Origin of the sequence: Bradyrhizobium sp. Mp27, assembly GCF_029953005.1 — a bacterium.
In the GTDB taxonomy this organism is placed as follows: domain Bacteria; phylum Pseudomonadota; class Alphaproteobacteria; order Rhizobiales; family Xanthobacteraceae; genus Bradyrhizobium; species Bradyrhizobium barranii.
In genome coordinates this window covers 19668-32796 of sequence record NZ_JASAUS010000018.1, presented here as the reverse complement: position 1 = coordinate 32796, position 13129 = coordinate 19668, and the positions used below count along the sequence as shown (strand labels likewise).

At 64.0% G+C, this 13129-nt stretch carries 13 protein-coding genes; 7 read left to right on the top strand and 6 right to left on the bottom strand.

The features are described 5' to 3' along the window. Window positions 1-4 precede the first annotated feature (4 nt). The 3 genes from QJT78_RS12925 (at window position 5) to QJT78_RS12915 (ending at window position 3473) form a co-directional block, all read left to right on the top strand. Window positions 5-874 carry a VOC family protein gene (locus QJT78_RS12925; RefSeq protein ID WP_240537672.1) on the top strand — a complete coding sequence of 290 codons (870 nt, stop codon included), beginning with the start codon at window positions 5-7 and terminating at the stop codon, window positions 872-874. A 201-nt stretch (window positions 875-1075) separates the two neighbouring features. Beyond that, window positions 1076-2926, top strand: coding sequence for a dihydroxy-acid dehydratase (ilvD, locus tag QJT78_RS12920; RefSeq protein ID WP_028147832.1), 1851 nt, complete (start codon window positions 1076-1078; stop codon window positions 2924-2926). A gap of 223 nt (window positions 2927-3149) precedes the next feature. Continuing rightward, window positions 3150-3473 (top strand): hypothetical protein, encoded by a 324-nt coding sequence (locus QJT78_RS12915; RefSeq protein ID WP_014495230.1) that lies wholly within the window; start codon window positions 3150-3152, stop codon window positions 3471-3473. 351 nt (window positions 3474-3824) lie between these two features. On the opposite strand, the gene QJT78_RS12910 is transcribed toward QJT78_RS12915, so the two are convergent. Further along, complete coding sequence (locus QJT78_RS12910; RefSeq protein ID WP_028147831.1) at window positions 3825-4346, bottom strand: GNAT family N-acetyltransferase; 522 nt, start codon at window positions 4344-4346, stop codon at window positions 3825-3827. 130 nt (window positions 4347-4476) lie between these two features. On the opposite strand from QJT78_RS12910, the gene QJT78_RS12905 reads away from it, so the two are divergent. The 4 genes from QJT78_RS12905 to fabI are packed head-to-tail and all read left to right on the top strand — an operon-like array spanning window position 4477 to window position 9696. Beyond that, entirely contained in the window at window positions 4477-6699 is a 2223-nt protein-coding gene (locus QJT78_RS12905) for a DUF3141 domain-containing protein (RefSeq protein WP_038944144.1), read from the top strand. Between the two features lie 29 nt (window positions 6700-6728). Beyond that, window positions 6729-7691, top strand: a complete 963-nt coding sequence (locus QJT78_RS12900) for a phosphate acetyltransferase (protein WP_028147830.1) — start codon at window positions 6729-6731, stop codon at window positions 7689-7691. 5 nt (window positions 7692-7696) lie between these two features. Continuing rightward, complete coding sequence (locus QJT78_RS12895; RefSeq protein ID WP_028147829.1) at window positions 7697-8911, top strand: acetate/propionate family kinase; 1215 nt, start codon at window positions 7697-7699, stop codon at window positions 8909-8911. Continuing rightward, window positions 8908-9696 (top strand): enoyl-ACP reductase FabI, encoded by a 789-nt coding sequence (fabI, locus tag QJT78_RS12890; protein WP_028147828.1) that lies wholly within the window; start codon window positions 8908-8910, stop codon window positions 9694-9696. Before QJT78_RS12895 ends, fabI begins: the two co-directional genes overlap by 4 nt. A gap of 6 nt (window positions 9697-9702) precedes the next feature. Here the strand turns inward: fabI and QJT78_RS12885 are convergent, their stop codons facing one another. From QJT78_RS12885 to QJT78_RS12865, 5 genes are all read right to left on the bottom strand, one after another. After that, window positions 9703-10161 carry a MaoC family dehydratase gene (locus QJT78_RS12885; protein ID WP_028147827.1) on the bottom strand — a complete coding sequence of 153 codons (459 nt, stop codon included), beginning with the start codon at window positions 10159-10161 and terminating at the stop codon, window positions 9703-9705. Between the two features lie 13 nt (window positions 10162-10174). Then, entirely contained in the window at window positions 10175-10825 is a 651-nt protein-coding gene (locus QJT78_RS12880; RefSeq protein ID WP_028147826.1) for a 3-oxoacid CoA-transferase subunit B, read from the bottom strand. A 4-nt stretch (window positions 10826-10829) separates the two neighbouring features. Further along, window positions 10830-11477, bottom strand: coding sequence for a CoA transferase subunit A (locus QJT78_RS12875; RefSeq protein WP_038944143.1), 648 nt, complete (start codon window positions 11475-11477; stop codon window positions 10830-10832). A gap of 93 nt (window positions 11478-11570) precedes the next feature. Continuing rightward, on the bottom strand, window positions 11571-12167 hold the full coding sequence (locus QJT78_RS12870) for a hypothetical protein (protein ID WP_028147824.1): 597 nt from the start codon (window positions 12165-12167) through the stop codon (window positions 11571-11573). Further along, window positions 12164-13090 (bottom strand): alpha/beta hydrolase, encoded by a 927-nt coding sequence (locus QJT78_RS12865; RefSeq protein WP_028147823.1) that lies wholly within the window; start codon window positions 13088-13090, stop codon window positions 12164-12166. The genes QJT78_RS12870 and QJT78_RS12865 overlap by 4 nt, the downstream gene beginning before the upstream one ends. Window positions 13091-13129 lie beyond the last annotated feature (39 nt).

The following is a 13129-nucleotide window of genomic DNA, read 5'->3' as shown; positions in this document are numbered from 1 at the left end:
CGGCGTGGCGGATCAACTCGGACGTTTCGCCTGGTACGAACTGCTGACCACGGACGTCGCGGCGGCGGGCGCATTCTATCGCAAGGTCGTCGGCTGGGGCGTGACGGATGAATCGACTCCGGAACTGCCTTACACGGTGCTTCGTAGCGGCGGCACCCCGCTGGGCGGCCTTATGGACATCCCGGAAGAGGGGCGGAGATCAGGGGCAACGCCGAGATGGATGGGTTACGTCGCTGTCGACGACCTGGACGGGGCTGCCGCGCAGATCAGGCGTCTCGAAGGCATGATCTTTGTGCCGCCGACCGACACCAATATTGGCCGAATAGCAGTCGCTGCCGATCCGCAGAAAGCGACGTTCGGGCTGATCGAGAAACCGACATATGGCCGATGGATACCGGGCCGGCTGGACGAGCCCGGGCGCGTAGGCTGGCATGAGCTATTGGCCGCCGACCGGACCGTGATCTTCGATTTCTACAGAGAACTATTTGGTTGGCAGAAAGCCGACGCTCAAACCGATCCAGGGGACTGGTATCAATTGTTTTCGGCGGGGGGGCAAACGGCCGGCGGCATGCTGACGAAACTTTCGAGCGTAGCGCAGCCATGTTGGCTGCATTACTTCAATGTCGACGACATCGGCGCTGCGACGAAGCATGTGAATGCTGGTGGAGGCCGGATCCTCCAGGGTCCGATCGAATTGCCTGATGGCTGCTGGATCGCACGATGTGTGGATCCCCAAGGCGCCCTGTTTGCACTGCAGGGTGCCCGGGGTCATGCAGGCATCGAGCCATTCTCAGCCTCGGAAGTCGGGTGGTCCGCCAAGTGGGGTGGCATTGCCTCCCAGGGGAGAATTGTGCTGCCCAAGCCGAAGCGCTAGCTACTGCGGCGTCCGTCGGGCGCTGGCGCGACCCTGCAATAACCCGCGCCGGGAGCAGGGGAGGCCTGCGCGGGGCCGATCCGGGCCGTTTCGGGGCAAGTTCCCGTTGCGCGCGCCCAGCCCGTGCGCTATCCGGCCGGAAAGGCCTGAGGCGGCTTCCATTTTTCCGCCCGGCTGACCCAATCGAGGACGGAAACCGCCATGCCAGCCTATCGCTCCCGCACCACCACCCACGGCCGCAACATGGCGGGCGCCCGCGGCCTCTGGCGCGCGACGGGCATGAAGGATGCCGATTTCGGCAAGCCGATCATCGCGGTCGTCAACTCCTTCACCCAGTTCGTCCCCGGCCACGTCCACCTCAAGGACCTTGGCCAGCTCGTGGCGCGCGAGATCGAGCAGGCCGGCGGCGTCGCCAAGGAATTCAACACCATCGCGGTCGATGACGGCATCGCCATGGGCCATGACGGCATGCTCTACAGCCTGCCGTCGCGCGAGCTGATCGCCGACAGCGTCGAATATATGGCCAACGCGCACTGCGCCGACGGCCTCGTCTGCATCTCCAACTGCGACAAGATCACGCCCGGCATGCTGATGGCCGCCCTGCGGCTCAACATCCCCGCCGTGTTCGTTTCGGGCGGCCCGATGGAGGCCGGCAAGGTCACGCTGCAGGGCAAGACCAAGGCCGTCGACCTCATCGACGCCATGGTGGCGGCTGCCGACTCCAAGGTCAGCGACGAGGACGTGAAAGTGATCGAGCGCTCGGCGTGCCCGACCTGCGGCTCCTGCTCGGGCATGTTCACGGCGAATTCGATGAACTGCCTGACCGAGGCGCTCGGCCTGGCGCTGCCCGGCAATGGCACCGTGGTCGCCACCCATGCCGACCGCAAGCGCCTGTTCGTCGAGGCCGGCCACACCATCGTCGATATCGTGCGCCGCTATTACGAGCAGGACGATGCCTCCGTGCTGCCGCGCAACGTCGCCAACTTCAAGGCGTTCGAGAACGCGATGACGCTGGATATCGCCATGGGCGGCTCGACCAACACCGTGCTGCATCTGCTGGCGGCGGCCCATGAAGGGCAGGTGGAGTTCACCATGCAGGACATCGACCGGCTGTCGCGCCGCGTACCCGTGCTCTGCAAGGTCGCACCATCGGTCGCCGACGTCCATGTCGAGGACGTGCATCGCGCCGGCGGCATCATGGGCATTCTGGGCGAGCTCGATCGCGCCGGCCTGATCGATACCTCGGTTTCGACCGTGCACGCGCCGACCATGAACGACGCGCTGGAGCGCTGGGACATCAAGCGCTCCAGGAGCGAGTCGGTCCGTACCTTCTTCCGCGCGTCGCCCGGCGGCATTCCGACCCAGGTCGCCTTCAGCCAGGAGCGCCGCTACGACGAGCTCGATAGCGATCGCGAGAAGGGTGTGGTCCGCAACCTCGAGCATGCCTTCAGCAAGGATGGCGGTCTCGCCGTGCTCTACGGCAACCTCGCGCAGGACGGCTGCATCGTGAAAACCGCGGGCGTCGACGCCTCGATCCTGAAATTCTCCGGCCCGGCACGCGTGTTCGAGAGCCAGGACGCGGCCGTTGAAGGCATTCTGGGCGGCAAGGTCGTCGCCGGCGAGGTCGTGGTCATCATTTACGAAGGTCCGCGCGGCGGCCCCGGCATGCAGGAGATGCTGTATCCGACCAGCTACCTGAAATCGATGGGCCTCGGCAAAGCCTGCGCGCTCGTCACCGACGGACGCTTCTCCGGCGGCTCGTCCGGCCTGTCGATCGGCCATCTGTCGCCGGAAGCGGCGGAAGGCGGCAACATCGGTCTGGTGCGCACCGGCGACCGCATCGCCATCGACATCCCGAACCGCAGCATCACGCTGGAAGTCTCCGACGAGGAGCTCGCCGAGCGCCGCGCCGCGGAAGAGGCGAAGGGCGATGCCGCCTGGCAGGCTGTGGGCCGCAAGCGCAACGTCTCGACCGCGCTCCAGGCTTACGCAGCACTCACCACCAGCGCTGCGCGCGGTGCCGTGCGCGAGGTGAAGCGGCGCGCGAAGTAAGCGCTGCACCTTCCGCGCCTCGCGCGCATGGTCAACAAGTTCTGAACGGCCGGCGAAAGCCGGCCGTTCGCATTAAGGATGCCTCGACGAAGTTCGGCAACTCGGGATATTGCAGCGTATACTGCGCGCGACCTTCGCAAATCCATTTTGGGCAACTGGGGCACCACCAACAATGTCTCGTACTCTCGCTGTCGCTTTCTCAACAGTCGTCGCCGCGATTTCCATGACGAGCGCGGCCTCCGCAGGCTGCTACAATTGCTACGCGCCGCCGCCGTGCCAGACCTGCTACCAGCAGCAATACGTGCAGCCGCAATACCGCACCGTCGATGAGACCGTGATGGTTTCTCCCGGCGCGACCGTCGCGCACCGCACGCCGGCGCAGTACCGCACCGTGATGGTGCCGCAGACCGTGATGGTGGCACCGCCGAGCGTCCAGTACGAACGCATCCCGCCGCAATACGCTACGCGCCAGCGCGTCGAGATGGTTTCGCCGGGCTATTCCTATTACGCGCCGGTGCAGATGGGCTGCGCGTCCTGCGGCTACTGAGCCAACGCAGCAATGAAGAGTCTCGGGCGGCGCTCCCTCTTGGGGCGCCGTTTTCTTTTGCGCACCAGCAAACGAGGCCCGGAAATGGACGCGAATCCAACCGGGCCTCGCAACCAGCGACGCCCTGGGCGGTGTCGCCAGTGTCCGGGATTGCTGAGGGGCGGCGTGTGTCGGCGCCGACATGTTGCGAAGCTAGACGAACAGGCTGACGCTCGCCTGACAGATCGTGCGCGGCGCAAAATTCAGGCTTGGGGTGAGGGTGCGCGTTTGGAGGTGCCGGTACCAACGGACGGTGGCGCAAGGCGCCGCCGCCATTTCTCCCGATGCTGGAGCTCTCGTGCCGGCCGCGTATTAGGACAGCTTCAATGCCATGTGAATTACACCGGGTTCGCGGGTCGTTGCTGGCTTGAAGCCAAACTTGTCGAAGACGCGGAGCATCGCCGCGTTCTGCGGTAACACTTCCGCGGTCAACTCCGTCAATCCGGCCTCGCGGGCGATAGCGATCAGATGGCGCGTCAGCAGCCCGCCAACGCCGCGTCCCTGCCAGGTATCGATCACGACGAAAGCTACTTCGGCCCGTCCAGGCTCGAATATGACGTAGCGACCACCGCCGATGATCACGCTGCGGCTCGCCTCTTCCGTGCACGCAACCAGTGCCACGTGGTTTCTGAAATCGGGTTCCATGAAGAAAGCGCGCTCTCGTTCCGAAAAATGACGCTTCGTCACAAAGAAGCGGCGTTGGAGCGATTGAGCGCTTGTCTCCTTGAGCGCGGCAAGCATGTCGGGCTCGTCCTCGGGACGAAGCGCCCGGATATCGACCAGTCGTCCGTCGCGTAATCTCTCCTGGCGGCTATAATTTGAGGCATCCGGCACTTAAGCCTCCCGCGGCCCGATTGCGGCGTGGATCCCGATTGACGCGAACACCGTCGCCAACCGTTGACCTAAATCAACATCAGCGACCGCCGACCTTTTTGAATGACCTCGCGCGACGACGAGGTCGAACATGGCGATCAAAGACTTAAAGCTGCCTGATGGCCCGATGTCGGGGCTGGTCGCCTCGGCCGTGGAATACATGGTCGATGCAGGACAGCGCAGCGTCCTGTTCCTGGACATCATGCGCCAGCGTGGCGACCAGTATCGCGAGCACGTCGCCCAGACCGCGCCGCATGTGCTGCAATATGCTGCTGAATTGATCACGGACGGCCGGAAGCTGGACGAACCGGTCAACTACGCGCTGGTGCGCATCATTCCGCCGAAGGATGTTGAGATCGACATGAGCCGGCGTCCGTTCGTCGTGGTCGATCCGCGCGCCGGCCATGGGCCCGGAATCGGCGGCTTCAAGGCCGATAGCGAGATCGGCGTCGCCATGAAGGCGGGGCATCCCTGCTACTTCATCGGCTTCCTTCCGGAGCCGATGCCCGGGCAGACCATCGAACGCATTGCACGCGCGGAAGCCATCTTTATCGAGACTGTCATCAGTCGTCATCCGGACGCCGACGGAAAGCCCTGCGTGATCGGCAATTGTCAGGCCGGCTGGGCGGTCATGATCCTGGCGTCACTGCGGCCGGAATTATTCGGGCCGCTGATCATCGCCGGTGCGCCGCTGGCTTACTGGGCAGGCGTGCATGGCAAATACCCCATGCGTTATTCCGGCGGCCTGCTGGGCGGAAGCTGGCTCACGGCGCTCACGAGCGATCTCGGGGCCGGCAAGTTCGACGGCGCCTGGCTGGTACAGAATTTCGAGAACCAGAACCCGTCGAATACGCTCTGGACCAAGCCGTACAACGTCTACTCCAAGGTCGATACCGAGGCGGAACGCTATCTCGATTTCGAGCGCTGGTGGGGCGGACATGTCAATCTCAATGCCGAGGAAATCCAGTTCATCGTCGACGAACTCTTCATCGGCAACAATCTCGCAGCCGGCAAGATCGAGATGTCCGATGGCCAGAAGGTCGATCTGCGCAACGTTCGCTCGCCGATCGTTGTGTTCTGCTCCAAGGGCGACAACGTCACCCCGCCGCAGCAGGCGTTGGACTGGATCCTGGACTGCTACGCCGACGTCGACGAGATCAGAGCTTATGGCCAGACCATCGTCTATACCGTTCACGAGGGCATCGGCCATCTCGGCATCTTCGTATCCGGCGGTGTGGCGAAGAAGGAGCACGCTGAGTTCTCCAGCAACATCGACCTGATCGACGTGCTGCCGCCAGGACTCTACGAGGCCACGTTCGAGGCCCGTGGCAACGAGACGCTCAATGCGGATCTTGCGGCAGGCCAGTGGGTGATGCGGTGCGAGGCCCGCACGCTGGACGATATCCGCGCGATGGGCGGCAATTCACCGGAGGATGAGCGGCGCTTCGCTGCCGCCAAGCGTGTCTCGGAGCTCAATCTCGCGGCCTATCAGAAGTTCTTGCGGCCGTGGGTGAAGGGCATGGTGTCGCCCCAACTCGCGGAATGGGCCCGCAACATGCATCCGCTGCGGCTGCAATACGAGGCGTTCAGCAGCCAGAACCCCTGGATGTCCACGGTCAAATCGGCTGCAGATCGTGTCGAGACAGACCGCAAGCCGGTTTCAAAGGACAATCCATTCCTGGTATTTCAGGAACAAATGTCGAAGCAGATCGTGCACGCGCTGGATAGCTGGCGCGACGCGCAGGAGGCGCTGAGCGAGGCCGTCTTCCTCAACCTCTACGGCTCGCCACTGCTCCAAGCCGCGGTCGGCGTAGACCCCAATTCCGTGCCCTCGCGCCACCGGGAGATGTCGCCGGAGCATCGCGCCATGCTCGCGGCGCGGATCGCCGAGCTAAAATCGCACATCGGTGAGGGCGGTCTCCGCGAAGCGGCGCTCCGCGCGCTGCTTTATGTTGGCTCCGCACGCGGCATGGTGGACGAGCGGAGCATCGAGGCGTTGCGGCAGGTTCGGCGTGATCATGCCGGCGCCCGCATGACGCTGTCGGAATTCAAGAAGCTGGTGCGCGAGCAGTTCTTCATGCTGCTTCTCGATCGCGAAGGTGCTCTCGCTGCGATCCCGAAGTTGTTGCCCGACGACACCAGCCAGCGGCGTGCGGCCTTCGCGGCGATGCGCGAGGTGCTGTCGGCGAGTGAGGACATCACCGGCGAGCGGGCCAATCGCCTGAAGCGCGTCGCCGCGCTCTTCGGTCTGGACGGAGAGGCGGAGTTGACATCGAACGTCGCCCCTTTCGATCCCAAGGCACGGGCGTCGTAACGCGGATTGGCAGGATCGGGAGTGACATCATGTCGGCCGACACAACGCAAACCCAGCCCGGTAGCAAGTACGATCGCTTGATTGCGGCGGCGAAGCGCGCGCCGCCAACGGCGACCATCGTGGTGCATCCTTGCGACGAGACCTCGCTGCGCGGCGCCATCGATAGCGCAAGCGCCGGCATTATCCGGCCTGTGCTCGTCGGGCCCGCGCGGAAGATCAAGGATACTGCCGCCCGGTGCGATCTCGATGTATCCGGTTTCGAGATCGTTGATGCCGCGCACAGCGACGAATCCGCGGCCAAGGGCGTCGAGCTCATCCATGCCGCCAAAGGCGAGCTGTTGATGAAGGGCAGCCTGCACACCGACGAATTGATGCGCGCCGTCACGGCCAAGACCGGTGGCTTGCGCACCGACCGGCGTATCAGCCATGTCTTCGTGATGGATGTGCCTGCCTATGCAGAGACCATCTTCGTGACGGATGCGGCGATCAACATCTTCCCCGATCTCGACGCCAAACGCGACATCATTCAGAACGCAATCGACCTCTACAACCAGGCAGGGTTCGGCAAGACGCCGCGGGTCGCGATTCTGTCTGCCGTCGAGACGGTGACCTCGAAAATCCCCTCGACCATCGAAGCCGCTGCCCTGTGCAAGATGGCCGATCGCGGCCAGATCACCGGCGGCATCCTCGACGGCCCGCTGGCTTTCGACAATGCCATCGATCTGGAAGCCGCGCGGATCAAGGGCATCACATCCGAGGTCGCCGGGCGGGCTCAGATCCTGATGGTTCCGGACCTCGAGTCCGGCAACATGCTCGCCAAGAATCTCGCCTATTTCGCCAAGGCCGATAGCGCCGGGATCGTGCTCGGTGCGCGCGTGCCCGTCGTGCTGACCTCGCGCGCGGATTCGCCACGTGCGCGGATGGCGTCCTGTGCGGTCGCCGCGCTCTATGCTCATGCCCGGCGTCAGAAGGCGCCGACGGTTGCCGCGTGATCGCCATGGATACGATCCTCGTCGTCAATGCCGGCTCGTCCAGTGTGAAGTTTCAGGTCTACGCGATCGAGGGCGACGGTGCGCTTCGTCGTCAGATCAAGGGACAGATGGACGGTATCGGCAGCCGACCGCGTCTGCGGGCAAGTGGCCCGAGCGGCGATCCAATGGCCGATCGGGCCTATCCGATCGAGGCTGTGCCTGATGTTCCGGCGGCGATGGCCGTTGCCGGCGACTGGCTGCGGGACGAACTTCGCGTCACGCCGATCGCGGTCGGTCACCGGGTCGTCCATGGCGGACCGGACTATTCGCGGCCGGTCCTGATCGACCATGGCGTCGTGTCCCGTCTCGAACGATTTGTGCCCCTGGCGCCGCTGCACCAGCCCCACAATCTGGCGCCGATCCGTTCGCTGCTGGCGAATTTCCCGACGCTGCCACAGGTTGCCTGCTTCGACACCGCATTTCACCGCACGCATGATGCTGTCGCCGACCATTATGCTATTCCGCATCAACTTCATGCCGAGGGTGTCAGGCGCTATGGCTTTCATGGGCTGTCCTACGAATATATCGCCCGGACGTTGCCGGGCGTGGCGCCCGATATCGCAAAGCGGCGCGTGATCGTTGCCCATCTCGGCAGCGGCGCGTCGATGTGCGCGCTCAAGGACGGGCGCAGCGTCGAGAGCACCATGGGTTTCACAGCGCTCGATGGCCTCCCGATGGGATCGCGTCCTGGGCAGATTGATCCCGGGGTGGTGATCTATCTCATCTCCGAGAAAGGGATGTCCGCCTCAAACGTGCAGAACTTCCTTTATCGCGACTGCGGATTGAAGGGGCTCTCCGGTGTCAGCAATGACATGCGCGAGTTGGAGGCGAGCGCCGACCCCAAGGCGAAGCTCGCGGTCGACTATTTCGTCTACCGGATCGGTCTCAGTGCCGGCATGCTCGCGGCCGCCTCGCAGGGCCTCGACGCCTTCGTCTTCACGGCCGGGATCGGCGAGAATTCGGCGAACATTCGCGCGCGCGTGGTCGAGCAGCTCGGATGGCTCGGCGCCACGCTCGATCCCGTCGAGAACTCCCGCAATTCGAGACTGATCTCGCGTTCCGACAGCCGCATCCCCGTCTACGTCGTGCCGACCGACGAGGAACTGATGATCGCACAGCATACGCTGGCGCTGTTGATGAACGGACAATCGACCAATCCAAGGCAAGAGAGGGTGTCATGATCCCCGTGTTCCCGGATACGAAGGTTGCCCTGAAGGGCAAGAAGGGCCTCGTCGTCGGCATCGCGAACGACCAGTCCATTGCCTGGGGGTGCGCGAGGGCATTTCGTGCGCTTGGGGCCGATCTGGCCGTCACCTACCTCAATGATCGCGCCAAGAAACACGTCGAACCGCTGGCGCAGGCGCTGGAAGCGCCGATCTTCATGCCGCTGGACGTGATGACGGAGGGGCAGACCGAGGCGGTGTTCGAGCGGATCACGAAGGAATGGGGACAGCTCGATTTCCTGCTGCATTCGATCGCCTTCTCGCCGAAGGAGGCGCTCCATGGCCGCGTGGTGGACGTCGGCCGCGATGGCTTCCTTAAGACGATGGACGTCTCTTGCTGGTCATTCCTGCGCATGGCGCATCTCGCCGAGCCGCTGATGAAGAACGGCGGCACGATGTTCACCATGACCTATTATGGCAGCCAGATGGTGGTGGAGAACTACAATATCATGGGCGTGGCCAAAGCGGCGCTTGAAGCGGCCGTCCGCTATGCGGCTGCGGAACTTGGCCCAAAGGGGATCCGCGTGCACGCGATCTCGCCCGGCCCGCTCGCCACCCGCGCGGCGTCAGGTATCCCGGAATTCGACGAGCTCATGGACAAGGCGCAGTCCAAAGCGCCGGCGCGCAGCCTGGTCAGCATCGACGACGTCGGTAATGCCACCGCGTTCCTGGCGCTTGATGGCGCCAAGCTGATCACCGGGGGCGTTCTCTATATCGATGGTGGGTATCACATCATCGACTGACCGCCCTCAGCGATAGTGCAGGGCGATCAGCTCGGCGACACAAGCGGGCTTCTTGCCGCCCTCGATCTCGATCACGAGATGATAGTTGACGCGCAAGCCGTCCGGCGGCACGTCCTCGGTTTCAGCGACGGTGACCCGGCCGCGGAGCTTTGAGCCGGCCGGCACCGGCGCCAGATACCGGATGCGATCCGCGCCGTAATTCAGCGTACTGCGCAGCCCTTTCAAGCCCATCACGGATCGAATGAACAGTGGGGCAAGCGAGAGCGACAGCAGGCCGTGAGCGATGGTGGTGCCGCCGGGCGCTTCCTTCCTGGCGCGGTCCTGGTCGACATGGATCCATTGCTCGTCACAGGTTGCTTCGGCGAATTTATTGATCCGATCCTGGGTCACTTCGATCCAGTCGCTCGCGCCGATCTCGGTGCCGACCGCGGATTTGATCTCGTTGAAGTCGCTGAATATCCGCATGGTCGTGACCTCGTCAGATCGTCATTTCCGGGATGTGGTCAGGAACGACCAATTCGGCCTCTGTCACCGCCATAACCTCGCCAACGCTGACACCTGGGGCGGTCTCGAGCAGCGTCGCCTTGCCGTCCGCAAAACCGATGACCGCCATGTCGGTCACGACCAGATGGACCGGGCGCGCCGAGGTCAGAGGCAGGTTGCATGTCTTGACGATCTTCGACTTTCCCTTCGCGGCATGTTGCATGGCGACGATGACTCGCTTGGCGCCGCTGACGAGGTCCATCGCCCCGCCCATGCCCGGCACCATCTTGCCCGGGATCATCCAGTTGGCGAGAAGCCCATGCGCATCGACCTGGAGGCCGCCGAGCACGGTGACGTCGACATGGCCGCCGCGGATCAGTCCGAACGACATCGCGCTGTCGAAGGTCGCCGCACCCGGGAGCGCGCTAATGGGGCGGCCGCCGGCGTCTGTCAGCGTCGGATGCGCCATGCCTTGTTCGGGAATCGGCCCGGTGCCGATCAGTCCGTTCTCCGACTGAAAAAAGACTTTCAAATCGGCCGGAACGTAATTCGCAACCAAGGTCGGAATGCCGATGCCGAGATTGACGAGGTTTCCGCTCTTCAACTCCCTGGCGACGCGTCGGGCGATGATGATCTGCGGGTCCATGATCTCACCCGTTGGTAATGAGGTAATCGACGAGCGGCGCCGGGGTCACGACGTGATCGGGCGCGATGACACCGACGGGCACGATGTTCTCTGCAGTGACGATGACCGTGTCGGCAGCCATCGCCATGACCGGGTTGAAGTTGCGGGAGGTCAGTGCGTAAGCGAGATTGCCGAGATAGTCGGCGAGAAACGCGTGAACCAGCGCGTACTGCGCCCGCAATGCCGTCTCCAGCAGGAACGGCTTGCCATCCACCTCGATCTGACGCTTGCCTTCGGCAACCAGCGTTCCGACGCCCGTCGGCGTCAGCACGCCGCCGAGGCCACATCCGCCTGCGCGGATGCGTTCGACGAAGGTGCCTTGCGGCACGAGATCGACGGCGATCTGGTTCGCGAGCATCTGCTGCTGCGCCTTCGGATTGAGGCCGATATGCGTTGCCGTCAGCCTTGAGACCAGCGTAGCGTCGAACAGCTTGCCGACGCCCTTGCCGGGGGTGGCGGCGTCATTGCAGATCAGAGACAGGCCGGTCTTGTTCTGCCGCACGAGTTCGTCAAGCAGGCGCTCCGGGGTTCCGACGCCCATGAAGCCTCCGACCATGACGCTCGCACCGGCCGGGATCATCGCAACGGCTTCTTCGACGGAAACGGCCTTCATGGGCGGAACTCCGGTCGGCAGGCGCAGGTGAATACTGGATCGATGTTGGGGGCGGGCAGACTCTCGGCTTTGATCTGCGTCAAGGTTGCCGGGTCATTCGCGCAGGCCAACGCCGACGCCTGCTAGGGTCTCGTGCCAGAGCTTGCGCACCTCGGCGTGCCGCCGTTCGAGCGTCGCGCTGACGGCGTCCCGGTAAGGTAGGAGGTCCGGGCCCTTCAGGAACAGAATCTGCGCCTGCAACAGCCGGCCGCTTTCGAACTCGATGCGGCGCAGCGCCGTCACGAAGGGATCGCTCGCGTTCGCTTCCGTCGGCAGCAGGGCCGCCGGCCGGATTCCGGCATGAATCGCATGTGCGAGCGTCGCGAGGTGAATGGTCTGCGCGCGGATGTGATCGGCGATGCCATCGATCGGGGCGGGGAGCCAGGCCATCTCCCAGGATGCCGCCATCGGGCCCAGCGCGAGGTCCGGGACCCAGGCGGTCGCGCGCATGAGAAGCGAGACGATCTCGCTCTCGCGGTAGAACTGCGCGTTCAATTCGGTCTGCCAGGCGGCATCGAATCTCGCGGGCAGGGCGACCGCGAATTGCCGTGCCAGCGCACCATGCGCAGAAACCAGGAACGCGGCGACCCGCGTCTGCTGGCGCGGCGGCACGCGCCCGTCGGCTTGCAACGGTCCGAGGAACGCGCTCATGTCGCTGGCCTCTGCACCGGGATCGCGCGCAGATGGTCATAGCCGGCGGGAAACGGCGAAAAGTCTCCGCCGGCATCTTCCGGCGCGATCAAGACCTGCTTTTTGCCCTGCCAGCGGCCAGCCAACACGTCCTCGGCGAAGCGCGCCAGCAGGTCGGCTGTTAAGGCAGCCTTTTCGAGCGTGAAGGCGTGATAGGCCCTCGGAATGATGACGAGCGCACTGTTAGGAATTTCCACACGCAACGTCTCGTGCAGCGCTCGCGGCGTGAGGAAGTCGAACTCGCCGTTCAGGATCATGGTCGGGACGGATATTGAGGAGAGCTGCGGCGTCAGCGGCTTGAAGTCGAGAAAGGACTCCATCAGGTTCTGAAGGGCGTAGACGTCGTTGACCAGCCAGCCCTGCCGCTTCACGCTGTCGAGCTTGTCCAGCAGCGGCTTCAGCCACTGATCGGACAGGTTCATCGGCAGCAACAGATCCTGGAGGTAGCCGGTACCGCCCAGAATGAGGCCGGTGCGCAAGGCGTTGCCGATCAGTAGCAGTTGTGGCGAAAGCTCGGCAAAGCAGCTCATCGGCACAAGGCCCGACAGCCGCGTGCCATGCTCGATGGCGTAGCGCAGCGCGATCAAGCCACCGAAACTGATGCCGCTGAGGAAGACCGGACCGTCTCCAAGTTCGCCGATCAAGCGATGCAGCACGGCGATGTGGTCGTCCTGATTAATGAACAACGCGGGCTTGTCGGAGACACCCTGGCCGAGCAGGTCGAAGGTAGCCACCCGGAACCGCCGTGCGATCAGGGTGTCGCGATACGCGCCCCAAAGCTCGGAATACTGCGTCAGACCGTTGACCAGCACATAGGCAGGCGCATTCGCCGGTCCGTCGAGCTCATAGCGGATACGATATGAGCCATGACTGAGGAAGGGCATTGCGTGGACCGGCCAGCGTGACGATGACCACGATCCTCA

Bases quoted from the DNA above. Each gene is read 5' to 3' on its own strand.
- QJT78_RS12915 (WP_014495230.1), top strand. From the start codon at position 3,150: ATGACGAGCGCGGCCTCCGCAGGCTGCTACAATTGCTACGCGCCGCCG.
- QJT78_RS12875 (WP_038944143.1), bottom strand. From the start codon at position 11,477: ATGAAGGCCGTTTCCGTCGAAGAAGCCGTTGCGATGATCCCGGCCGGT.
- QJT78_RS12880 (WP_028147826.1), bottom strand. From the start codon at position 10,825: ATGGACCCGCAGATCATCATCGCCCGACGCGTCGCCAGGGAGTTGAAG.
- QJT78_RS12885 (WP_028147827.1), bottom strand. From the start codon at position 10,161: ATGCGGATATTCAGCGACTTCAACGAGATCAAATCCGCGGTCGGCACC.
- QJT78_RS12905 (WP_038944144.1), top strand. From the start codon at position 4,477: ATGGCGATCAAAGACTTAAAGCTGCCTGATGGCCCGATGTCGGGGCTG.
- QJT78_RS12895 (WP_028147829.1), top strand. From the start codon at position 7,697: ATGGATACGATCCTCGTCGTCAATGCCGGCTCGTCCAGTGTGAAGTTT.
- QJT78_RS12870 (WP_028147824.1), bottom strand. From the start codon at position 12,167: ATGAGCGCGTTCCTCGGACCGTTGCAAGCCGACGGGCGCGTGCCGCCG.
- QJT78_RS12865 (WP_028147823.1), bottom strand. From the start codon at position 13,090: ATGCCCTTCCTCAGTCATGGCTCATATCGTATCCGCTATGAGCTCGAC.
- fabI (WP_028147828.1), top strand. From the start codon at position 8,908: ATGATCCCCGTGTTCCCGGATACGAAGGTTGCCCTGAAGGGCAAGAAG.
- ilvD (WP_028147832.1), top strand. From the start codon at position 1,076: ATGCCAGCCTATCGCTCCCGCACCACCACCCACGGCCGCAACATGGCG.
- QJT78_RS12900 (WP_028147830.1), top strand. From the start codon at position 6,729: ATGTCGGCCGACACAACGCAAACCCAGCCCGGTAGCAAGTACGATCGC.